Source organism: Nocardia sp. NPDC056611, from assembly GCF_042792755.1.
In the GTDB taxonomy this organism is placed as follows: domain Bacteria; phylum Actinomycetota; class Actinomycetes; order Mycobacteriales; family Mycobacteriaceae; genus Nocardia.
Window position 1 is genome coordinate 267,140 of sequence record NZ_JBHTVV010000007.1, and the last position, 22,196, is coordinate 289,335.

A 22,196-nucleotide genomic window follows, 5' to 3' on the forward strand; every position below is an offset into this window, starting at 1 on the left:
CGCGGAAGTCCACCATCCCCCGCAGGTATCAGATTCCGGCCGTCAGAGGTCGCGCTCGGAGATGACGCCCGACTGCATGGCGAGGTTGGCCAGGCGGACCCGCTTCTGGTTCTGCGGCAGATCCTCCACGCCGAACTTGGCGAACAGGGCGCGCAGGTGGGTCTTGATGGCGTCGACGCTGAGGAAGAGTTCGGCCGCGATCTGCTGGTTCGAGGCGGGCGAGGCGAAGCCGTCGTTGCCGCGCAGCGGGCGGCAGAGCGCGATCAGTACCGACCGCTGGGTCTCGGTGAGCGAGCGGAGCGTGGGCAGCCCGCCCGTCGAGGTCTGCGTGACATCGCCTGCGGCGCCGCTGAAGTCGTGGAAGGTGACCCGCGAGGTGCCCATCCGGATGACATCCCCCGGCTGCAATCGATGCCGCCCGACCAGGCGGTCACCGTTGACGAAGGTGCCGTTGCGGGACAGGCCGTCGTCCACGATGGTCCAGTGCGCGCCCAGGTACTCCGCGGTCGCGTGCAGGCGCGACACCTCGGCGTCCCAGAACAGCGAGAGATCGGCCTGCGGGGAGCGGCCGATGGTGATCCGGGGCTGGTCGGAGGACAGCATCAACTCGTGCTGGCGTCCCTCTTGGTCCTTGACCCGGAGGAAGGAACCGTGGAAAGCGGTCACTGTGCCGATACCTCTTCTCTACACCCAGCCAGTGACGTCGTCTGCACGTTTCAATGGTGCCTGGCCACCCCGGGCAGTAGCAAGATCGCAGTTGATCCTCTGGTTATACGCAAAGCGTATGAATAAACCACTGCCGCCCGGGTCGCACGAACACCCGGACGGCAGTCGAATCGGCGACTAGCGGACACTAGTTCTTAGCGGCGGCCTTGTTGTAAGCCTCGGTGATGTCAGCGGAGATACGACCACGGGCGGACACCTTGTGTCCATTCCGGCGAGCCCATTCGCGAATGGCCGCGCTTTGTTCACGGTCGATCGAGACCCGGTTCTTCGGTCCCGCGGCCGGAGCGCCGGCCACCTTGGTGCGACGCCGTCCGCTCGTGCGCCGAGCGGCCGAAACCCAAGTCTCCAGACCCTCCCGAAGCTTGGCCGCATTCGCCGTCGACAAGTCGATCTCGTACGAGACGCCATCGATAGCGAACTCGATGGTCTCGTCCGCGATGGACTCACCGTCGACATCGTCGATCAAGCTAACGGTGACCTTCTTTGCCATGAGATGAACGTCCTCTCGAAATCGTGCGACCCACATAGTCAGGCCGATTACCCGACGCCAGAATACCGCTAATTCCGATAGTCCCAGAACAGGGCCCGGAAATGCAATCCGGAGAACTAACGGGCGGCCGGCCGCACAATTGGAAAGAGTATCGTTTCCCGGATTCCGTGGCCAGTCAGGGCCATCAGCAAACGATCGATACCCATACCCGTTCCCGTTGTGGGGGGCATACCGTGCTCCATCGCGGCGAGGAAGTCCTCGTCCAGGCGCATGGCCTCGTCGTCACCGGCAGCCGCCAAACGCGCCTGATCCATGAAACGTTCCCGCTGGATCACCGGATCCACCAGTTCCGAATAGCCGGTGGCCAGTTCGAAGCCGCGCACGTACAGGTCCCACTTCTCGGTAACCCCGGGCTTGCTCCGATGCTGACGGGTCAGCGGCGATGTCTCCACCGGGAAGTCGCGCACGAAAGTCGGGGCGTAGAGCTTGTCGCCGTAGACGTGCTCCCACAGTTCCTCGACCAGTTTGCCGTGACCGTAGCCCTTACCCTGCGGAATTTCCAGACCGACCCGATCCGCGAGCGCCAGCAATTCCTCCACGGAAGTTTCCGGGGTGACCTCGGTACCGATCTGCTCGGACAGCGACGGGTACATCTCGACGGTCGCCCACTCGCCGGACAGATCGTATTCGGTGCCGTCGGCCAGCGTCACCACCTGCGTGCCGTAGACCTCCTGCGCGACTTCCTGGATCAATTCGCGCATCATCACGGCGGAATCATCGTAGGTGCCGTACGCCTCGTAGGTTTCCAGCATTGCGAACTCGGGCGAATGGGTGGAGTCCGCGCCCTCGTTGCGGAAGTTCCGGTTGATCTCGAAGACCTTCTCGATGCCGCCCACCACGCAACGCTTCAGGAACAGCTCCGGCGCGATGCGCAGGAACAGCTCCATGTCGAGCGCGTTGGAGTGGGTGGCGAACGGACGGGCCGCCGCGCCACCGTGGATGGTCTGCAGCATCGGGGTCTCGACCTCGAGGAATCCCCTGCGCTCCAACGCGTTTCGCAGCGCGCGCACCGCGGCGACGCGGGTGCGGGCCATCTCACGCGCCTCCGGGCGCACGATCAGGTCGACATAGCGCTGCCGGACCCGGGACTCCTCGTTCATCTCCTTGTGCGCCACCGGCAGCGGGCGCAGCGACTTCGCCGCCATCTCCCAGGAGTCGGCCATGACGCTCAATTCGCCGCTGCGCGAGGCGATCACCTCACCGTGCACGAACACGAAGTCACCGAGGTCGACATCGGCCTTCCAGGCCGCCAGCGACTCCGCGCCGACCCCGTTCAGGCTGATCATCGCCTGCAGCTTGGTGCCGTCGCCCTCCTGCAGGGTGGCGAAACACAACTTGCCGGTATTACGGACGAAAATGACGCGGGCCGCGATCCCGACCGTCTGACCGGTCTGGGTATCGGGCGCCAGCTCCGGATACGCCGCCCGAATTTCGGCGAGCGTGTGGGTGCGGTCCACCACCACCGGATAAGCCTCGCGGCCCTCCCCCAGCAACCGTTCCCGCTTCTCCTGGCGAATCCGCATCTGCTCGGGGACGTCATGCTCCACCGCGGGCGCCGCGGCACGCTTTTGCCCAGCGGAAACGGTCGTGCTTGCAGAAGAAGAGGAGGGAGGGGTGCTCACGGGTACCCAGCCTATCCTGCGGCGGAAACCTTTTTCACTCCCCCGCCTCCCTCGAAAGCTACAGCCACGCCAGGGTGGCGACCTCGCGTTCGAAGTGGGGCGCCGAGGCGGCGACGGTCAGCAGGCCGGCGGCCTTGAGCGCCTGATATCCGCCCTCCAGATCGGTGGCGCGACGCAGGCCGAGCTGCTGCAGCGAGGCGGCGGCGAGGCTGGAGGTGTAGCCCTCCGAGCAAACGACGATCCATTCCACGTCGTGGTGCTCGGCCATTGCCAAACGCGCGGAACTGGACGGATCCAAACGCCATTCCAGGACATTCCGCTCGATGACCAGCGCGCCCGGCAGGGTGCCCTCGCGCAGGCGCTGCGCCTGCGGGCGAATATCCACCAGAATCGCGCCGCGGGCGATGGCCTGCGGCAATTCGATCGGGAGCAGGCGACGCAGCTGCTGGCGCGCTTGGGCGAGCATGCCGTCGATCGTCATGTGGGTCATTCGAGTTCGCCTTCGGGCTGGTCGGTGAGGACGGAACGGGTGCGCCGCAGGGTGCCGTGGCCGGTGACCTCGTAATAGGACATGGCTGTCAGCGGCGGCGAATAGGCGTGCACGCTCAGGGTCGGATTCAGCGGGCCGGTGATGCCCGCCTCGGACTCGGGGGCCCGCACCACGTCGTGCACCCAGCCGAGCGGGAAGGAGGCCTGGTCGCCGGCGGTGAGAGTGCGGCGGCGCAGGTCCCGGCCGTTCCAGCGGTATTCCGAGAGCGCGCCGGACAGCACGGTCAGCGCGCCCAGCGAACCCGCGTGGTCGTGCAGTTCGGTGTACTTGCCCTCCACCCAGCTGATCAGCCAGACGTCGACCTCGTCATCCGCGACAAGCCTTGCGGCCCAGCGGTTCTCGGTCGGCCACAGGCCGCCGTCGGGCAGCAGGTGATCGTAGCGGCCCTCCAGCACGTCCTGGGCGCCCTCGTCGGTCAGGCGCAGCAGGTCGGCCGGCCGCAGCCGGGTGGGCAGAGCGGAGGCGGTGGCGCGCTCGGTCACCTCGGGCAGCAGGCCCGATGTGGCGGCGGCACGCGCATCGACAGGTAAGGAAAGAACAGAGGAACGCATGAGCGCATCTCCAAGAAGTGTGAAAGTGGCCGGGGGCTATACGAAGCCTCGACGACCGTCGAGGCGAATCAGCCTCGACAACACTCCTGGGTGCTCACACGGAAAGACACGAGGGCGAGTTTAACAGCGGATCGCCGGGAATCACCAGGCCCCCCGGCGACGACTGCGTCACTTTTATTCCGCCCGGTCGGTTCAGGGGCGGGTGCGTCGCGCCTGATTGCGCTCGTACACCAGCCGCAGGCCGTCCAGGGTCAGGTTCGGCTCGTGATGCTCGATGGTCTCCGACTCCGGCACGATCAGCGGCGCCGTCGCACCCGTCGCCACCACCGCCACATCGTCGCCGGAGAAGGCGTCGATATCGCGGATCCGGTCGATCAGGCCGTCCACCAGGCCCGCGAAACCGAAGATGGCGCCCGACTGCAGACACTCCATGCTGTTCTTGCCCACCACCGACCGCGGCCGGGTCAACTCCGCGCGCCGCAGCGCGCTGCGGGAGATCAGCGCCTCGGTGGAAATCTCCACACCCGGCGCGATACTGCCCCCCAGGAATTCACCCTTCGCCGACACCAGGTCCACACAGATGGCGGTCCCGAAATCCACCACGATGGCCGGGGATTGGAAACGGTGATACGCCGCAAGACAATTCACGATCCGGTCCGCGCCGACCTCTTTGGGATTGTCGACCAGCAACGGAATACCCGTGCGCACACCGGGTTCCACGAGCACATGCGGCACATGACCCCAATAGCGCGAGAGCATCTCGCGTAGCTCACGCAGCACCGGCGGCACCGTGGACAGCGCCGCGACACCCACCACCTGATCGGCGTCCGCGCCGATCAGGCCGCGCACCTGCAGCGCGAACTCGTCCGCGGTCAACAGCGGATTGGTGTGCATCCGCCAGTGCCGGGCCAGGGTCGCGTGCTCCCCGCTGCCGGAGAACAGGCCCAGCTCGATGCTGGTGTTGCGGACGTCGATACAGAGCAGCATGCCCGCCCCGCCGCTCAGGCCATCGTGAGCGAACGCGGCGAGATCAGGTCCGAGCCCTCCGGGGCGTGCGCCGGATCGGTGCCCAGCTCGATCGGGCGATTGCGCTCGTCGACGAAAACCACGTGCGGAGCGTAGTTCTCGAGCTCCTTCGCGTCCATCATGCCGTAGGCGATGAGGATCACCAGGTCGCCCGGGTGCACGAGATGCGCTGCCGCGCCGTTGATTCCGATCACGCCGGAACCGCGCTCACCGGCGATCACATAGGTCTCGAGGCGGGCCCCGTTGGTGATGTCGACAATGCTGACCTTCTCACCCTCGAGCAGGTCGGCGGCATCGAGCAGGTCCTGATCCACGGTCACCGAACCCACATAGTGCAGATCGGCGTGAGTCACCGTGGCGCGGTGGATCTTCGACGTCATCATGGTGCGCAACATCGTCGTCGCCTTCCTACTGGGTCGCCTGGGCAGGCTGGTCGGGAACGGTGGGCAGGCCGTCGAGCGCCTGTCCGACGGGAACATGCATGTTGTCGATCAAGCGGGTGCTGCCGATCCGGGCCGCGACCAGCAGCCGGGCATTGCCGGTCGGCCACGCCTCGGAGAAATCGGAGCCACGCAGGGTCAGGTAGTCGACCTCGATATCGGGCGCCGTATCCAGCACCGACTGCGCGGTCTCCAGCACGGCCTCCGGGCCACGGCCCGCCGCGTGCCGGCCGGCCAGCAGCGCGGCCGACAGGGTGGTGGCCAGCTCGCGCTCCTCGGGGTTCAGAAAGCGGTTGCGCGAGGACAGCGCGAGACCGTCGGCCTCGCGAATGGTGGCCGCGGGCACCACCTTCACGTCCATGTTCAGATCCACCACCATCTGGCGGATCAGGGACAGCTGCTGGTAGTCCTTCTCACCGAAGAACGCCTCGTGCGGCTGACAGATATTGAGCAGCTTCGACACCACGGTCAGCACGCCGGAGAAATGGCCCGGACGGGTAGCGCCCTCGAGGATGTCGCCGTACGGACCGGCCTGCACGGTGGTGCGGGGACCGAACGGGTACATGTCCTGCGCGCTCGGCGCGAAGACCAGCTCCACACCCTCGCCGCGCAGCAGCTCCACATCCGCGTCCAGGGTGCGCGGGTACTTGTCGAGATCCTCGTTCGCGCCGAACTGCAGCGGATTCACGAAGATCGACACGATCACGGTGGTGTTGGTGACCCTCGCCAGCCGCACCAGCTCCAGATGGCCTTCGTGCAGCGCGCCCATGGTCGGCACCAGCGCGACCCGGCGGCCCACCGAACGCAACGCCTTCACGACCTTGGTCATGACGGCCGGATCGTGGTGCACGGTCAGCTCGCCGCGCTTGTACGTTCCGATCAGCTTGGGGTCCATCAGTGTCCTTTCTCCGGCCGGTCGGGGGCCTCCGTGGTTTCGCTTCGCCGCCGCCGGCCCTGACCGCCCGGCCGGGGTCCTTCCAACAGATCGATGAGAGCGGGATCGGTGCGGGCACGCTCGGCCGCGCGCAGCGACTGGGCGCGATAGCCGGCGGCCAGGCGCGGATCCAGCGCCTCGAAAGCCTCCAGGTGCGCGGCCACCGCGGCCACGTCACCGCGGGCGACAGGACCGGTCAACGCGGCCGGGCCGCGGCGCAGGGCATTGTCGAGAGCCGCCGAGGCCAGCGGGGCGAGCACACGCTCGGCCAGGCCGTTCGGCTGATCGTCCACGATCTGCTGACCCAGCAGACCCGGACCGGACAGGGCCGCGCGCAGCGCCTCCACCGCGTCCACGATCAGGGTCACCAGATGGTTGCTGCCATGCGCCAGAGCCGCGTGATAGAGGGTGCGGTTCTCCTCCGCCACCCGCACCGGCTCGCCGCCCATCTCGATCACCAGCGACTGCGCGATGGCGTAGCCGATGTCGTCCGCGGCGGTCACGCCGAAGCAGGCGTTCGCCAGCCGGGCCACATCCTCGTCGTGCCCGGTGAACGTCATGGCCGGGTGAATCGCCAACGGCAACGCGCCCAGCTCGGTCAACGGCGCGAGCACTCCGACACCGTTCGCACCCGAGGTGTGCACCACGATCGTGCCCGAGCGCACCGCGCGCGCGGCCGCCAAACCCGCGACCAGACCGGGCAACTCGCTGTCCGGAACGGCGAGAACCAGCAGTTCACTGCGGGCCGCCACCTCCTCGGCCGGCAGGATGTGGGAATCCGGCAGGCGCGTAGTGGCACGCCGCACCGAGGCGTCCGAAATCGCGGACACCCCGAAAACGACATGGCCGGCACGCTCCAGTGCCACGCCCAGTGCTGAGCCGACGCGTCCCGCCGAGACGATTCCCACCGTCAACCGTGCAGGCGCAGGATCGGTCCCGCAGACATCCTTGTCCGAGGTCACTTCGTCCTCTCGAAAGTCGTTCCAGTCCCGCCATGCGGGTACCGGACGTTACGAGAGCGAGAATATCGCCGCCGATTCGCCAGAGCTACCCAGTGTGGGATAGGCAACTCTCGCAACCCGGGCCTCCGCCTCCCCGCGGCCCGGCTTCGCCCCCGAACCCCCAAGAGACTCGCGGGGGCCACGCCCCGACACCCCTCAGGGGAGGACCGCTCTAGTTGCTGCTCTCCGACTTCAGGTTCGCCATGATCTCGGCGACCGAGAGGCGCTGGGTGCCTTCGGGGTCGCCGCTGTCGTCGCGACGACGGCGGCGGGAGGTGGCTCGGCCGACGGGGACCGCGGCGGCGGGCTCGGGGGCCAGGCGGGGGACCGGGGTGGCGGCACCGCCGTTGCCGTTCTCGGTGGCGTGGCCGTTGGTGGCGGGTTCGGGCTCCGGAGTTGCGGCCGTGGCGGCGGGGGCCTCCGGCTCGGCGGCCGGGGGCTCGGAAGCCGGGTCGGCGGCGCGTTCGGCCTCGTAGTCCTGGCGCATGGCGTCGGTGATGATCGAGGTTTCGGCGGTGACCGGGTCGTCGAAGGGAGTGGCGAAGGCCGGGGGCTCGGGGTGGGAGGGGTCGAATTTGGGGGCGATGCGGGCGCGCGGATCGTCCTCGTCCTCGGCCTGATCGGGCGACGACCACGGGTCCCAGGGGTCCGCGTTCGGCCAGTTATCATTCGCCGCTTCCGGAGCCGTCACCGTGTCGCCACCCGGAAGTTCTTGGACGCGAACGGCATCGGCCCGCAGGGCGGGGCGCTCGGAGGGCAGGTCGCCGTCGAAGAGGCGCTGCAGGCTCTCGCGCAGGACCGTCAGTTCGGCGCGCAGCGCGGCCATTTCCGCGGCGTCCGCGCCGACCTCGTGGCGGACCCGGGTCTCCACGCCCAGCTCGTATTCGCGGCGGGCAGCAACCTCGCGTTCCAGCTGCAGTTGGTAGACCTTCTGGAGGTCGCCCACTTTCGCCTTGTCGACGGCCGCCTCCCTGCGATAACGGGTGGCGGCGAGGGCGCCGATGGCGGCCGCCCAGAGCGCCGCGACCAGGCCCACCCGGATCAGGTGGAGGTTGTCGCTGAAGACCAGGAAAACGCTGGCAACCAGTCCGAGGAGAAGCAGAAAGCCGGTGAAGAACTTTCCCGCATCCTCCCGGCGGCGACGGGAAGCACTGCTACGGGAGGGTGAAACCATGTCCGCCAGCGTAGCGTGATCTTCCGGGCACGTCCTCGACCTTGGCGATGAAGAGCGTCATTCCGTTAGCTATGAAGTAGCCGCCTCGTCAGGCGGCTCGATGGGCGCGCGACAGCAATACTCCAGCCACAACGCCGCCCCGACCAGCGCGATACCGCTGACCAGACCCACCACCGCGCCCGGCGTATCCGCCGTCGCCGCACGCAGATCCGAATGCATGGCCAGCCACACCAGGAAACCCAGCCAGATCCCGCCCACCAGCGAGCCCACCTGCGCCGACGCCTTGGCCAGCGCCACCGCGCGGGCCGCCGTGATCGGATGCAGCTGCCCCGAACCGGGACCGATCCCGTGGTTGTCCTTACGCTGCCGAATCACGAAGGCCAGCACCACCTCCAGCAGCGCCACCGGCAGCAGCGACGCGCCCGAGAACACCGAGATCGGCGGGAAGCTGGAGTACGCCACATTGGTGGCGATCCACGCCACCACCGCGGCCAGCAGCACGTTCGCGCACAGATCGAGAATGCGAGTCGGCTTCACCGCGGCGTCCAGCCCAGCGTCAACTCGGTGCGGCGCACGCCCAGCACCTCGGCGCCGTCCAAGGCGGACAGCCACTCTCGCAGCGAGCGCTGCGCCCCGGCCGCCTCCAGTTCCGCGTCCGGCTCCACCTCGAGCCACGGCACCAGCACGAACGCGCGGTGATGCGCCTGCGGGTGCGGCAGCGTCAACACCGGATCCAGACTGCGCACCACGGTCCGGCCGTCGCGGCGGCGCTGCTCGGCGGACACCACGTCCACGTCGAGAGTGCGCGCGCCCCAGCGGACTTCCCGGACCCGGCCCGCCGCCTGCTCCAGCTCCTGGCCCAGGCGTAGCCAGTCCGAGGGCTCCAACGCCGGATCGTCGGCCACCAGGACGGCATTCAGGTAGTCCTGCTGCGGCACCCCGCCCCAGGGCGGCGTCGAGTAGACCGACGAGACCGCCACCAGGCGCGGGCCCAGGGCCTCCACGACACTGCGCAGATGCGCCAGCCGGTCGCCGAGATTGGATCCGATGGACAGGACTACGCGGGTCACCGCTACTCCTCCGCTCCCTCAGGGTCTGCTGCGCGCCGGCGGGACGTGACTACCCGGACGTCTTCGAAGGTATGCGGAATCGGCGCGAAAGGCTTGTGCAGCACCACTTCCAGCGCCTGGATGCGGGAATCGGCCATCACCTCGTCGGCGATGTTCGAGACCACCGTCTCGATCAGGTCCTTCGGCTCGCCCGCCACGATGGCCACCACCTGCTCGGCGAGTTCGCCGTAATGGATCGTGTCGGCGATGTCGTCGGATTTCGCGGCGGCCGAGAAGTCGGTCCACAGCGTGAGATCCACGACGAACTCCTGGCCGTCGCGCTTCTCGAAGTCGAACACCCCGTGGTGGCCGAAGACGCGCAGGCCGCGCAATTCGATCCGGTCCCCGCTCACTGCCGCTGCCCCGCTTCCCGCCGATACCGCTCCCGCAGCCGCCGCGCGGCCCGGGTGGTGGCGTCCACCACCGAAATCGCGTCCAGAGACGACCGCACGTCGTGCACCCGCACGCCCCACGCGCCGTGCTCGGCGGCCAGCGCGGAGATCGTGGCCGTGGCCACCTCGCGGCCGTCGGGCGGACGCGGGGTCTCGCCCTCGGCCAGCAGCGCGCCGAGGAAACGCTTGCGGGAGGCCCCGATCAGGATCGGGATCCCGGCGTCCATCATCTCGGTCATGCGATAGAACAAGCCGCCCAGCAACTCCCAGTTGTGGTCGGCGTTCTTGGCGAAGCCCAGACCCGGATCCAGCACCAGCTGCTCCCGGGCGACGCCGCCGGCGAGCGCGAACTCGACCTGGGCGTTGAGTTCCTCCCACACCTTCGACACCACGTCGTCGTACTGCTCGGCGGGCCCGGAGTGCCGGTAGTCCGCCTCGGCGCGCCAGTGCATGAGGATCCACGGAATCCCGGACTCCGCGACCACTTTCACCATGTTCGCGTCGGCGCGACCGCCGGACACGTCGTTGACCATGGTCACGCCCGCCGCGATCGCCGCCGCGGCCACATCGGCCCGCATGGTGTCCACGCTGGTCGGCACACCCGCCGCGGCCAGCTCCCGGATCACCGGAACCACCCGCGCCGCTTCGGTTTCCGGATCGATCCGGATAGCGCCCGGCCGCGTCGACTCACCGCCGACATCGACGATGTCCGCGCCCATCCCGTACAGCTCGAGCCCGTGCGCCACCGCCAGACCCGGATCCAGGTAGCGGCCGCCGTCGGAGAACGAATCGCTGGTGACGTTCACGACGCCCATGACCACGCACGAGCGGCCCCCACGAGGAACAACCAATTCGGCCCCCCGCGTACCACTCTCGGCCATGGTCAGCCCGCTCACTTTCGGAGAATGAGGTCCAGGGCCTCGGCGCGCGAGGAGGCATTGCTCTGCAGCATGCCGCGCACGGCCGAGGTGGTGGTGGACGCGCCCGGCTTACGGATGCCGCGCATCGCCATGCACAGGTGCTCGGCCTCGATCACCACGATCGCGCCGCGCGGATCCAGCTTCTCCATCACCGCGTCGGCGATCTGGGAGGTGAGCCGCTCCTGCACCTGCGGGCGCTTGGCGTAGAGGTCGACCAGACGGGCCAGCTTGGACAGACCGGTCACCCGGCCGTGCGGGCCGGGGATGTAGCCGACGTGCGCGACGCCGTGGAACGCCACCAGATGGTGTTCACAGGTCGAGTACATGGGGATGTCGCGCACCAGCACCAGTTCCTGGTGCCCTTCCTCGAACGTGGTGTTGAGGACGTCGGACGGATCGGTGAACAAGCCGGCGAACATCTCGCGGTAGGCCCGGGCCACCCGGGCCGGGGTATCGGCGAGACCGGGACGGTCCGGGTCCTCGCCGACCGCGATCAGCAGTTCGCGGACAGCGGCCTCGGCACGCTCCTGATCGAACTGCCGACCGGTGCCGAGCGCGATCGGGGCGGATACGACACGATTGTTGGTGGCCGACAATCGATACCTCCTGTGTTGACTTGCCGCACATACACACGCGGCCTGGACGCGGTCGCCGTGCCACTCGGGCGAGTCCCTTCGCGTGGGCAATCGCCCCGCGAACGAACTCGCCCGAGCCGGGCCGCGAACCCCTAGAGCGTATCGGGACCGTGGTCAGCGACGACCGTTCGGTCCGTCCCAACCGTTCTTCTCGTCCTCGTCATTCCCGGCGGCGGGCGGCGCGGCCGGGGACTCCGGCTGCTGATAGCCCGGCTGGTACTGACCGCCCGGCTGATACCGCTGGTTACCCGCAGGCGCCCAGCCGCCGTACGCGCCGCGCGGCTGCGGGGCCTGACCCTCGTCCTCCTGCGGCGGCCAGCCCGGCGCGGACCAGCCGGCCGGAGCGCCGTAGTCCGGACGCGAACCGTGGGTGGGCGTGCCGTGGCGGGGGTAGGCCGGAGCCTGCGGCGCCGCCGGGTAGCCCTGCGGCGCGGGGGCCGGATAGCCGACGCCGTACTGCGGCTGCGCCCCGGCGTAGGCCGGATCCGGGTACCCGTTGGCGGGCTGCGCCGGACGCGACTCCTCCTCCGGGAACGGCTCACCGCGCTCGGCGGCCAGCTCGCGCGGCGTCTTCACCGGCGGGCGGTCGGAGGGCTTGCGCTCACCGAAATCGTTGAAAGCCGTGATGCGCGGCCGCTTCTCGACGGTGGCGAGGATGGTCTCGAGGTCCTTGCGGTGCAGGGTCTCGCGTTCCAGCAGCGCGGTGGCCAGCGAGTCCAGCTCGTCGCGGTAGTCGCTGAGCACCGACCAGGCCTCGGTGTGCGCGGCCTCGATGAGGTTGCGCACCTCCTCGTCGATCTCGCGGGCCACCTCGTGCGAGTAGTCCGAACCCATGCCCATGGACCGGCCCAGGAACGGGTCGCCCTGCTCCTGGCCGTAGCGGACCGCGCCCAGGCGGGCGCTCATGCCGTACTCGGTGACCATGGCCTTCGCGGTCTTGGTGGCCTGGTCGATATCGGACGACGCACCCGTGGTCGGCTCGTGGAACACCAGTTCCTCGGCCGCGCGACCACCCATGGCGAACACCAGGCGGGCGATCATCTCCGAGCGGGTCATCAGGCCCTTGTCGTCCTCGGGCACGGTCATGGCGTGGCCGCCGGTGCGGCCGCGGGCCAGGATGGTGACCTTGTAGACGGGCTCGATATCGGGCATCGCCCAGGCCGCCAGGGTGTGACCGGCCTCGTGGTAGGCGGTGATCTTCTTCTCGTGCTCGCTGATCACCCGCGACTTGCGGCGGGGGCCGCCGATGACGCGGTCGACCGACTCCTCCAGGGCCGCACCGGTGATCACGGTGCCGTGCACTCGCGCGGTGAGCAGCGCGGCCTCGTTGATGACGTTCGCCAGATCCGCGCCCGACATGCCGACGGTGCGCTTGGCCAGACCGTCCAGGTCGGCTTCCGGCGAGATCGGCTTGCCCTTGGAGTGCACGGCCAGGATCGCGCGGCGGCCCTTGAGGTCCGGGTTGCCGACCGGGATCTGCCGGTCGAAACGGCCCGGACGCAGCAGCGCCGGGTCCAGGATGTCGGGCCGGTTGGTGGCCGCCATGATGATGACGCCGGTGCGCTCTCCGAAGCCGTCCATCTCGACCAGCAGCTGGTTCAGGGTCTGTTCGCGCTCGTCGTGACCGCCGCCCAGACCCGCGCCGCGCTGGCGGCCGACCGCGTCGATCTCGTCGACGAAGATGATGCAGGGGCTGTTCTGCTTGGCCTGATCGAACAGGTCACGCACGCGGGAGGCGCCGACACCGACGAACATCTCGACGAAGTCCGAACCGGAGATGGTGAAGAACGGCACGCCCGCCTCACCGGCAACGGCCTTGGCCAGCAACGTCTTTCCGGTGCCGGGCGGGCCGTAGAGCAGCACGCCCTTGGGGATCTTCGCGCCCAGCGCCTGGTACCGCGCCGGCTGCTGCAGGAAGTCCTTGATCTCCTCGAGCTCTTCGATGGCCTCGTCGGCGCCCGCCACATCCTGGAACGTGGTCTTGGGCATGTCCTTCGACAGCAGCTTGGCCTTCGACTTGCCGAAGCCCATCATGCCGCCCCGGCCGCCGCCCTGCATGCGCGACATCACGAAGATGAACAGGCCCAACAGGATCACCATGGGCAGCATGAAGAGCAGGATCTGGCTCAGCCACGAGTCCTGCTTGACCGAGGTGTTCACCTTGGCGCCGGAATCCTGCGCGGCCTTGAACATCTGGGCGGACACCTCACCGCCGCCCGGATACTTGGCGAGCAGCTTGGTCTCGCCCTTGGTCGCGTCGGTGGGATTCTTCAGCGTGATGCGCAGCTGCTGTTCTTTGTCGTCGATCTGAACCGATTCGACATTCTGCTTGTCCTGCAGCTGGGACAGCGCCACCGAAGTATCGACGCTATGCCAGCCGCGCGTGTCGTTGCTGAAATAGCTGACCAACCAGATCACGAGCAGAAAGCCCGCGACTATGGCCAGGTTGCGGAACACATTCTTGCGGGTCATAGAGCGTCGGCCGGAGGCCAGTCCTTTCCGGGGGGTGTATCCGGTTGCCTGCTGTGCTTTCGGGGCACGCCCGTTCCGGCGAACGGATGCGGACATGCCACGGTACCGCGTACGGTCTAGTCGTTACATCGCGCAGTTCGGCAGCTAGTGCAGTTCAACAGGTAAACGGCTGGAGAACGCGGGTGGTTCCCCGACCACTTGCGGCAACACGTCGGTTCGATCACCCCCTGGTGTCGGACCTCGTGGTCACAATCATGGCATGGTCGTTACATCGTGAGTGGCGACACAACAGAGCGCAGGGGGTATGGACATAGTCGAGCTACGGACACCCACGGCGATTGTGCGTCATGGCAACGGGCGGTTGACGGTGCTGCGGCCTGGAACGGACGGCGAGCGCGTGCTCGACGTGCCGGTGAGCGACCTGCTGAAGGTGCGTTTGAACCGGCGCGCCGATGACGCCGTCGTCATCGAGATCTATCTCCGCTACCCCACCCCGGTCCTGACCGGAGTCCCCGCCGACCGGACCCCGCTGCCGGTGCTCATCGCCGAACACGATGTGCCCGCCGCGACCGTCATCGTCGAGCGGATCAACAACCAGATTCTGGCCACCCAGCGGCTGGACGTGGCCGCCCCCGATCTGACCCCGCCCGCGCCCTCCTGGGGCCGCAGCGGACCCGCCCGCGCCGACGTGGACCGCGCGGTGCGGCGCATGGCTCCCAAGCGGGACGCCAAGCCCGCGATCGCGGCATTGCAGCGGTTCGTCACGCCCGGCGAGTACGTGCTGGAGACCGCCCTGGTCACCGCGCAGGCGCCCGCGCCCAAGGCCACCGGCCTGCTCGCGGTCACCACCACGCGGCTGATCTTCGTGGCCCTCGGCATAGGCAAGCGTTTCGCCCACGAGCTGCCGATCGCGACCCTGCTGTGGGCTCGCACCACCGACGACGAGGACGCGGCGGACTCGGCGCCGGGTGAATACGGTTTCGAGGTCAGTGACGGCAATCTGATCTGGAATTTCCTCGGCACCGATCGCGCCGATACCGATCGGGTCGCGGGCGCGTTGAATTTCGCCATTCAGCGCGAGGTCGCCGACGGTGCGGCCGGGCCGGCCGATCCGGGCGTGGCCAAGCTGTACTCGGAGTGGGAATTGCTGGTCGAGCGGCATTCGCTCGGCATGGTCGACGACGCGCAGTTCCAGCGTTACGGTCGCGGAATTCTCCGATCCCTGCCGGACTGATCGGCACCGCCGGACCGCGGCACGGGTTTGGGGGCGAATGGCCCCCAAACCGGGGATGTCATTCGTCCGGCTGCAGCGTGATCCGCCGCCACGGGCTGGTCGGCCGCATCCACAGGCGTAGCAATTCCATCCGCCGGTCCACGCCGCCGGATTTCAGTTCTGCGAGGTCCTCGCAGGCCTGCCAGTAGGTCCACCCCGCCAGGTAGGCGTCGCCGAATTGCCGCCAGTTCCGGTATTTGCGCTGAGCCGGGGGCAGGGCCCGCATCAGGTAGTCCCAGGCGACGTCGGCGTCGAGGTAGCCGGCGGTGTAGGCCATGCGGGCGACGGCCACCACGCGGGCCAGATCCCAGGCCTGGATATCGGTGGGCAGCGGGCGGACCAGGTGATCGGTGAGACCGAGTTTGATGGCCTGCGACCAGATGTCGTAATCGCGGACCAGGGCTTCGGGATTCTCCATGCCGCGGAAAGATCCGACCTGGCGTAGGAAGGCGCGATGACGATCCGCGCGTTCGCCGAAGCGGTCGCGTTCAGGGGAGTTGATGGCCGCCATGACGAGCGGATGCACGAGCGCGTAGAGCGGGCCGTGCATGCCGTCGAGCAGTTGTTCCATCGAGGCCATGGCCTCGGTGCCGTCGGTGATGCCCCAGGCGCCGGTGAGGGTGTCGATGGCAAGTTCGCGGCGATCACCCAAGGGGTGGTCCCGTTCGGGTCCGAGCAGCAGCGCGTCGTGGAAGGCGTCCCAGCGCGCTGAATAGAAGCCGCCGAGCGCCAGTGCGCGCAGTTCGTCGTCCGAGACCTGCGCACCGGACCAATGATCGTCTTCGCGCTGGTCCAGCTCCGGATAGGGAAATGTGGTCAGCGTGGGTACGTCGCGGGCGGGCATAACCCGATTGTTCCCCATCGATCTTGGAGTGGCCGCCTATTCGCCGATCGCGTCTGCCACACCCGTCGCGGCGGGTGCGAATAATCGGCAAACCATTCGGTCCGTAATTCCGGCGACCCGGCACGACACAGTCACGCAATTGTCTGAATCTTGCCCTGTCACAGCGGGTAATCCGACGCTAACCTCTGGGGGCATGAGTGGGAACATCACCCTGCTGCGCGGGCTCACACCGGCCGCCACCGAGCAGGAAATCTATGCCGCCGCACAGGAATACGTGCGGAAAGTCGGCGGGGTGTCGGGATTGACGACAGCCACCAAGACCGCGGTGGACAAGGCGGTCGCGGCAATCGCCGCCGCCACTACCCAATTGCTGGCCGAATTACCGGAACGCCGGGCCTCGGAGGGCGAAGCGCCCACCCGTCGCCGGGCCGCCCGGGAGGCCATCGCGGAGGAGGCCAGCTGAGGCTCGCCGAATCACACGCCGTACACCGCCACGCAGTCGAGCGCGATCTCCAGCCGAGGTCCGCGCTGGTCGAGTGAGTGACCGAGTAGTTCTTCTATGCGCTGAACGCGGTATCGCACCGTGTTCTTGTGCACGCCGAGCATTTTCGCGGCCGCGTCGGGGCTGCGCCGGGCTCGGAGATAGGCATGCAAGGTTTCGCGCAATCGCGCCGACTGCGGGTCGGGCGCGGCCAGTGCGCCCAGTTCCCGTTCGATGAGCGATCGCATCGCGGCCTCGTCGGTTCCCGTCAGGTAGGCGACCTCCACCTCCGAGTAGTGCAGCACCCGCGGCGTATCGGGCCGGGCCCGTTCGGCGACCTGCCGGGCCGCGACCGCCTCGCGGTGGCTGGCCCGGAATCCGGCGGTGTGCGTGGCGGGCACGCCGACCGCCACGCGCACGGGCGCGTCCACCGACCACACCGGATCGTCCGGCCCGGGAATCGCCGGGCCGGACGCTCCGTCACCGTCCACGCCGATCCAGGCCCACAGCGCGGCCGCGCCGGAGGGCACGGTGAGCAGGCTGCCGTTGCCGAGCGTGCCCGCGAATCGGGCCACGATCCGGTCGAGCCGGCCCACCGCCTCGCCGCTGCCGTCGGACGGCAACGGCGCGGCATCCTCGTCGGTCCACACCACGAGCGCCAGATGCCGTTGCCCGAGCCGATATCCGAGCCGGGCCGAGGCGCTCTCGGTGTCCACGTCGGCCCCGTCGAGCAGGCTGCGCACGATCTCGGCGCGCTGGGTGAGAGCGGCGCGCAGGCCGCGTTCGCGTTCGGCCATGTAGGTGTCGGTGAGGGTTTCGACCGAGGTGCTGACCCAGCGCGTGGTGCGGTCGAAAAGCCGTAGCAGCAGCGATCTTTCGATATCGCGCGGTAGTTGCCGCTGTTCGAGCACCTCGGTCATGTAGTCGATGCAGGCTTCCTGCCCGAAGTGGTAGACGCGCAGCAGCAGGCGCACGTCGTAGCCGCGGCGGGCGACGGTGCGGGCGAAGGCGTGGGCTTCCTCGGGGACCGGGTAGTCGAAGCGGTCCTGGGTGAGGCCGCTGAGCACGGCGACGGCGTGGGCGCGACTGCTGGCGGCCAGGTCGCGGCGCATATCGCGGTCGCACAGTTCGGGGATGCGGGCGATGATCGCGTTGTCGAGGCGGGTGACGACCTGTTCGAGGGTTTCTGCGGGCAGGGTCTCGGCGACGAAATCGGCGATCCATCGCCGGATCTCGGCGCTGTTCGGCGTCGTCGTCACGGGGGCACCTCCGGGGGTTGTACTCCGAGCACAAAACCGACCGGAACTATTGACCCGATTGGCCAAGCATGGGCTCGCGAAATTGTGTCACGATCATAGTCCGGTGAGCTGGCACACAGCTCGCCATCGCAACGTAGCGCATGGGGAGAGGCACATCGTGACCAATACCGAACCCGCAGCGGGCACCGCTCGCAAGACCGGGACCCGCAAGGCAGCCGGGACCGCGACCAAGGCCGCCCCGCAGCCCGAGGCCCCGGCACCGGCCACCGAGCTCGAGGTCCGCAATCCCGCGACCGGGGCGCTCGCCGGGACGGTCCCGATCGACTCGGCCGACACCGTCGCGACCAAGGTCCGCGAGCTGCGCGCGCACCAGCCCGCCTGGGAGGCCCTGGGCCCCGACGGCCGCAAGCAGTGGCTGCTCAAGCTCCAGGACTGGCTGGTCGACAACACCGACCACCTGGCCGACGTGCTGCAGTCCGAGACCGGCAAGGCCCGCGTGGACTCACTCATCGACCCGGCCTTCTCGGTCGACCTCACCGGCTACTACGCCCGCCGGGCCGCGAAATTCCTTGCCGACGAACACCCTTCGCCGCACAGCCCGCTGGCCCGGGTCAAGCAGCTCACCACCGTCTTCCGCCCGTACCCGGTGGTCGGCGTGATCACCCCGTGGAACTTCCCGCTGGCCATGCCGGTCATCGACGTGATCCCGGCGCTGGCCGCGGGCGCGGCGGTCATCCTCAAGCCCTCCGAGGTGACCCCGCTCTCGGCCGTCGAACTGGCGCGCGGCTGGCGTGAGATCGGCGCGCCCCCGGTGTTCGAGGTCGTCACCGGCGCGGGCGAGACCGGCGCGGCCGTGGTCGGCAACGCCGACTACATCCAGTTCACCGGTTCCACCGCCACCGGCCGCAAGATCGCCGCGGCCTGCACCGAGCGGATGATCCCGTTCAGCCTGGAGCTCGGCGGCAAGGACCCGGCCATCGTGCTGGCCGACGCCGACCTGGACCGGGCGGCGCACGGCATCGCCTTCGGCGGGCTGTTCAACGCCGGACAGGTCTGTATCTCGGTGGAGCGCGTGTACGTGGAAGCCGCTGTGTACGACGAGTTCCTGGCGAAGCTGACCGCCGCGGTCAAGGAGGTCCGCCAGGGCGTGGACGGCCGCAAGCCGCAGTACGACATGGGCGCGCTGGCCAACGAGAACCAGGCCCGGATCGTCCAGCGCCACGTCGAGGAGGCCGTCGAGGCGGGTGCGCGAATCACCACCGGCGGCAAACGGACCGGCGTCGGCACGCTGTTCGAGCCGACCGTGCTCGCCGACGTGGACCACACCATGACCTGCATGACCGAGGAGACCTTCGGCCCCACGCTGCCGGTCATGAAGGTCGCCAACGAGGCGGAAGCCATTCGGCTGGCCAATGATTCGATCTACGGCCTGTCCGCGTCGGTGTGGTCGAGCGACAACGATCGCGCCGAACGCGTTGCGCGCCAGCTGAACGCGGGCGCGGTCAACATCAACGACGTGTTCGCCAATATGTTCAGCTTCGCGCTGCCCATGGGCGGCTGGGGCCTGTCCGGCACCGGCGCGCGCTGGGGCGGCCCCAACGGCGTGCGCAAGTACTGCCGCCAGCAGGCCATCACCAAGCCGATCCTGCCCACCATGACCAAGGAACCGCTGTGGTTCCCGTATTCGCCGCCCAAGCTGATGTTCGCCATGAGCGCCATGCGGGCCGCTGGCACCCGCGGGCTGCGGCGCCTGAACGTGCCCGCCATCGTCAAGACCGTGCGGGGGCTGTGATGACCGACTTCGGAACCATCGCCGGCAAGGTCGTGGTGATCACCGGCGGCGCGCGCGGCATCGGCCTGGCCACCGCCACCGCGCTGCAGGCGCTCGGCGCGAAGATCGCCATCGGCGACATCGACGAGACCACCGTCAAAGAGTCCGGCGCGGCACGGGATTTCGACGTCTACGACAAGCTGGACGTCACCGACCAGCAGTCCTTCGAGGGCTTCCTCGACGAGGTGGAACGCCGCCTCGGCCCGATCGACGTGCTGATCAACAATGCCGGGATCATGCCCACCGGGCGCGTGGTGGACGAGCCGGACCAGATCACCCGCCGCATCCTCGACATCAATGTGTACGGCGTGATCCTCGGCTCCAAACTGGCCATCGCCCGCATGCTGCCGCGCGGCCGCGGGCACGTCATCAATATCGCGTCGCTGGCGGGCGAGAGCCACATTCCCGGCCTGGCCACCTACAACGCCAGCAAGCACGCGGTGCTCGGCTTCACCGACACCCTGCGCGAGGAGTACCGGGGCACCGGACTCGAGTTCTCCTCGGTGCTGCCTACGCTCACCAAAACCGAACTGGGCTCCGGGGTTTCACTGCCCAAGCTGATGCGCGCGGCCGAACCGGAGGAGATCGCCGACGCCATCGCCAAGCTGATCGTGGCGCCCAGGGCGAAGGCGCGCGTCACCGCGGTGGCGGGGATCATCGCACAGGCCGTGGGGCTGCTGCCGCAGGCCGTGGGTGACGCCATCGGGCGGGCGCTGGGCTCGCAGACCGCCTTCCTCGACGACGTGGACGGCGACGCGCGCAAGGCGTACGAGCACCGGGTGCGCGACTAGCTCGCCGTAGGGTCGGCGGCATGGGAAGCAGGAGTGCGGTTTTCGCCGGATTGTCGACACTGGATCTCGCCTATGCCGTCGACCGGTATCCCGCCGAGGACTCCAAGACCCAGGCCGCCGACCTGTTCCTCGGCGCGGGCGGACCGGCCGCCAATGCGGCGGTCGCCTACGCGTTCCTGTCCGGCGCACACCCCGCGCTGGTCACCGCGCTGGGGAAACACCCACTGGCGGAACTGATCCGGGGTGATCTGCGGCAGCACGGCGTCACCGCCGTGGACCTCACCCCGGACGGTGATCAGCAACCGCCGGTGTCCTCGATCATCGTCGCCACCGAAGCGGCCACCCGGACCATCGTGTCGCTGGACGGCTCGCGGATCCATCCGGGTCTCGACGACTCGACGGCCGACACGGTCGCGAACGCGTCACTGCTGCTGGTGGACGGCCACTATCCCGACCATGCCGTGCGGCTCGCGACGGCGGCTCGCGACGCGGGCGTGCCGGTGGTGCTCGATGCCGGACGCTGGCGACCGGTACATGCCGAACTGCTGCCCGTCGTGGATATCGCGATCTGCTCGAGTGCCTTCACTCCGCCTGGGGTAGCGGCGGATTCGGCGGACGAGCTCTTCGACCACCTGCACGCGGTGGGCCCGGCACTGGTGGCGGTCACCGGGGGCGGCGGCCCGATCCGCTATTCGATGCCGGGCGGCCGCGGTGAGATCCGGGTTCCCGCCGAGCCCGCGATCGATACGCTCGGGGCGGGCGACATCCTGCACGGCGCGTTCTGCCACTTCCATGAACGCGGCGCGGAATTCCCGGCGGCCCTGCGCGAGGCGGCCGTCGTGGCCGGCGCCTCGTGTCGCTACCTCGGCACCCGGGAATGGATGCGGCACTTCGATACTCGGCCGGGGCGGTAACCACTCAGTCGATGCGGTAGCCACGACCTGCTTTGCGGAGCACCAGATCGGCTCGGCCGCGGGTGGATTCGACCAGGACCGCATTGCGCAGGTCGCTGTTCGTCACCTTGTCGCGGGCGGCCGCGGGGGTGCGGCCGCCGCGAATATGTCGGCGCAGCAGGCGCTGTTCGATGATCGGGCGCGGCACGTCCAGGTACCAGGCCTCGTCGAGCTGGGGGCGGACGGCGGCCCAGCCCGGGTGGGCGCGGTCGTCGAGGAGCAAGTAGTTGCCTTCGGTGACGACGATGCTGTGGTGGTCGAAGACGACGCCGCCGGGCACCGGTTCGTGCAGGTCGCGGTCGTAGGTGGGCCAGGGCACGGCGGCGCCGGGGGCGGCGTCGCGGAGCGCTCGGAGCAGCGCCACATAGCCTTCGGCGTCGAAGGTCTCCGGTTCGCCCTTGCGGTCCAGGACTCCGGCGGCGCGCAGCCGGTCGTTGGTGAGGTGGAAGCCGTCCATGGGCGCGACCTCGGCGATGGCGGTCCCGGCGGCGAGGTTCAGTTCGTCGCGGATGCCGCGGGCGAGGGTGGATTTGCCCGCACCGGGCGGGCCCGCGATCCCCAGCAGAAACCGACCGGAATGACCTTCAGCACGCCGGCGGACACGCGCCGCCAACTCCGCCAAGGAGGTTTCGACACTGCCACGTATCGCCACCCCACGAGCC

24 protein-coding genes are annotated in these 22,196 nt (G+C 68.7%); 5 read left to right on the forward strand and 19 right to left on the reverse strand.

Annotated elements, in window-relative coordinates; translation table 11 throughout:
• Positions 1–42 precede the first annotated feature (42 nt).
• The 16 genes from ACFRAQ_RS31660 to ftsH form a co-directional block, all read right to left on the reverse strand.
• Positions 43–666, reverse strand: coding sequence for an FHA domain-containing protein (locus tag ACFRAQ_RS31660; protein ID WP_379106162.1), 624 nt, complete (start codon positions 664–666; stop codon positions 43–45).
• Positions 667–853: 187 nt separating this feature from the next.
• Positions 854–1,216 carry an Lsr2 family protein gene (locus ACFRAQ_RS31665; RefSeq protein WP_357087475.1) on the reverse strand — a complete coding sequence of 121 codons (363 nt, stop codon included), beginning with the start codon at positions 1,214–1,216 and terminating at the stop codon, positions 854–856.
• A 116-nt stretch (positions 1,217–1,332) separates the two neighbouring features.
• Complete coding sequence (gene lysS / locus ACFRAQ_RS31670) at positions 1,333–2,799, reverse strand: lysine--tRNA ligase (protein WP_379106267.1); 1,467 nt, start codon at positions 2,797–2,799, stop codon at positions 1,333–1,335.
• A gap of 157 nt (positions 2,800–2,956) precedes the next feature.
• Positions 2,957–3,379: a rhodanese-like domain-containing protein gene (locus tag ACFRAQ_RS31675; protein WP_357088712.1), complete on the reverse strand. Its 423-nt coding sequence runs from the start codon at positions 3,377–3,379 to the stop codon at positions 2,957–2,959.
• 5 nt (positions 3,380–3,384) lie between these two features.
• The gene (locus tag ACFRAQ_RS31680) at positions 3,385–3,999 is read right to left on the reverse strand and encodes a cysteine dioxygenase (RefSeq protein ID WP_379106164.1); all 615 of its coding nucleotides are present in this window, start codon (positions 3,997–3,999) and stop codon (positions 3,385–3,387) included.
• Positions 4,000–4,191: 192 nt separating this feature from the next.
• The gene (locus tag ACFRAQ_RS31685; protein WP_379106166.1) at positions 4,192–4,986 is read right to left on the reverse strand and encodes a type III pantothenate kinase; all 795 of its coding nucleotides are present in this window, start codon (positions 4,984–4,986) and stop codon (positions 4,192–4,194) included.
• A gap of 14 nt (positions 4,987–5,000) precedes the next feature.
• Positions 5,001–5,420 (reverse strand): aspartate 1-decarboxylase, encoded by a 420-nt coding sequence (gene panD / locus ACFRAQ_RS31690; protein ID WP_357087483.1) that lies wholly within the window; start codon positions 5,418–5,420, stop codon positions 5,001–5,003.
• A gap of 13 nt (positions 5,421–5,433) precedes the next feature.
• A complete protein-coding gene (panC, locus tag ACFRAQ_RS31695) occupies positions 5,434–6,360 on the reverse strand; it encodes a pantoate--beta-alanine ligase (RefSeq protein ID WP_379106169.1) in 927 nt (308 codons plus the stop codon).
• Entirely contained in the window at positions 6,360–7,361 is a 1,002-nt protein-coding gene (locus tag ACFRAQ_RS31700; protein WP_379106171.1) for a Rossmann-like and DUF2520 domain-containing protein, read from the reverse strand. Before ACFRAQ_RS31700 ends, panC begins: the two co-directional genes overlap by 1 nt.
• A gap of 211 nt (positions 7,362–7,572) precedes the next feature.
• Positions 7,573–8,574, reverse strand: a complete 1,002-nt coding sequence (locus ACFRAQ_RS31705; RefSeq protein ID WP_379106173.1) for a DUF6779 domain-containing protein — start codon at positions 8,572–8,574, stop codon at positions 7,573–7,575.
• Between the two features lie 69 nt (positions 8,575–8,643).
• Positions 8,644–9,111, reverse strand: a complete 468-nt coding sequence (locus ACFRAQ_RS31710) for a DUF3180 domain-containing protein (RefSeq protein ID WP_379106176.1) — start codon at positions 9,109–9,111, stop codon at positions 8,644–8,646.
• A complete protein-coding gene (folK, locus tag ACFRAQ_RS31715; protein WP_379106178.1) occupies positions 9,108–9,644 on the reverse strand; it encodes a 2-amino-4-hydroxy-6-hydroxymethyldihydropteridine diphosphokinase in 537 nt (178 codons plus the stop codon). Before folK ends, ACFRAQ_RS31710 begins: the two co-directional genes overlap by 4 nt.
• A gap of 2 nt (positions 9,645–9,646) precedes the next feature.
• A complete protein-coding gene (folB, locus tag ACFRAQ_RS31720) occupies positions 9,647–10,036 on the reverse strand; it encodes a dihydroneopterin aldolase (protein WP_357087499.1) in 390 nt (129 codons plus the stop codon).
• Positions 10,033–10,890, reverse strand: coding sequence for a dihydropteroate synthase (gene folP / locus ACFRAQ_RS31725; protein ID WP_379106269.1), 858 nt, complete (start codon positions 10,888–10,890; stop codon positions 10,033–10,035). The genes folB and folP overlap by 4 nt, the downstream gene beginning before the upstream one ends.
• 77 nt (positions 10,891–10,967) lie before the next feature.
• Entirely contained in the window at positions 10,968–11,591 is a 624-nt protein-coding gene (gene folE, locus ACFRAQ_RS31730) for a GTP cyclohydrolase I FolE (RefSeq protein ID WP_379106181.1), read from the reverse strand.
• Between the two features lie 153 nt (positions 11,592–11,744).
• Entirely contained in the window at positions 11,745–14,102 is a 2,358-nt protein-coding gene (gene ftsH, locus ACFRAQ_RS31735) for an ATP-dependent zinc metalloprotease FtsH (protein WP_379106183.1), read from the reverse strand.
• Positions 14,103–14,406: 304 nt separating this feature from the next.
• Between ftsH and ACFRAQ_RS31740 the strand changes: the two genes are divergently transcribed.
• The gene (locus ACFRAQ_RS31740) at positions 14,407–15,336 is read left to right on the forward strand and encodes a hypothetical protein (protein ID WP_379106185.1); all 930 of its coding nucleotides are present in this window, start codon (positions 14,407–14,409) and stop codon (positions 15,334–15,336) included.
• A 58-nt stretch (positions 15,337–15,394) separates the two neighbouring features.
• Here the strand turns inward: ACFRAQ_RS31740 and ACFRAQ_RS31745 are convergent, their stop codons facing one another.
• Complete coding sequence (locus ACFRAQ_RS31745) at positions 15,395–16,219, reverse strand: DUF1266 domain-containing protein (protein WP_357087511.1); 825 nt, start codon at positions 16,217–16,219, stop codon at positions 15,395–15,397.
• 193 nt (positions 16,220–16,412) lie between these two features.
• Here ACFRAQ_RS31745 and ACFRAQ_RS31750 point away from each other — a divergent pair, with 193 nt between their 5' ends.
• Complete coding sequence (locus tag ACFRAQ_RS31750; protein ID WP_379106187.1) at positions 16,413–16,682, forward strand: DUF2277 family protein; 270 nt, start codon at positions 16,413–16,415, stop codon at positions 16,680–16,682.
• An 11-nt stretch (positions 16,683–16,693) separates the two neighbouring features.
• Here the strand turns inward: ACFRAQ_RS31750 and ACFRAQ_RS31755 are convergent, their stop codons facing one another.
• Positions 16,694–17,959 (reverse strand): PucR family transcriptional regulator, encoded by a 1,266-nt coding sequence (locus tag ACFRAQ_RS31755; RefSeq protein ID WP_379106189.1) that lies wholly within the window; start codon positions 17,957–17,959, stop codon positions 16,694–16,696.
• Positions 17,960–18,116: 157 nt separating this feature from the next.
• Between ACFRAQ_RS31755 and ACFRAQ_RS31760 the strand changes: the two genes are divergently transcribed.
• From ACFRAQ_RS31760 to ACFRAQ_RS31770, 3 genes are read left to right on the forward strand one after another with little or no spacing between them, the layout of a single operon-like run.
• Positions 18,117–19,751 (forward strand): aldehyde dehydrogenase family protein, encoded by a 1,635-nt coding sequence (locus ACFRAQ_RS31760; RefSeq protein ID WP_379106191.1) that lies wholly within the window; start codon positions 18,117–18,119, stop codon positions 19,749–19,751.
• A complete protein-coding gene (locus ACFRAQ_RS31765) occupies positions 19,751–20,581 on the forward strand; it encodes an SDR family oxidoreductase (RefSeq protein ID WP_379106193.1) in 831 nt (276 codons plus the stop codon). The genes ACFRAQ_RS31760 and ACFRAQ_RS31765 overlap by 1 nt, the downstream gene beginning before the upstream one ends.
• A 20-nt stretch (positions 20,582–20,601) precedes the next feature.
• Positions 20,602–21,495, forward strand: a complete 894-nt coding sequence (locus tag ACFRAQ_RS31770; protein ID WP_379106195.1) for a PfkB family carbohydrate kinase — start codon at positions 20,602–20,604, stop codon at positions 21,493–21,495.
• Positions 21,496–21,499: 4 nt separating this feature from the next.
• Here ACFRAQ_RS31770 and ACFRAQ_RS31775 read toward each other — a convergent pair whose 3' ends face one another.
• Entirely contained in the window at positions 21,500–22,186 is a 687-nt protein-coding gene (locus ACFRAQ_RS31775) for a nucleoside/nucleotide kinase family protein (protein WP_379106197.1), read from the reverse strand.
• Between the last annotated feature and the right edge of the window lie 10 nt (positions 22,187–22,196).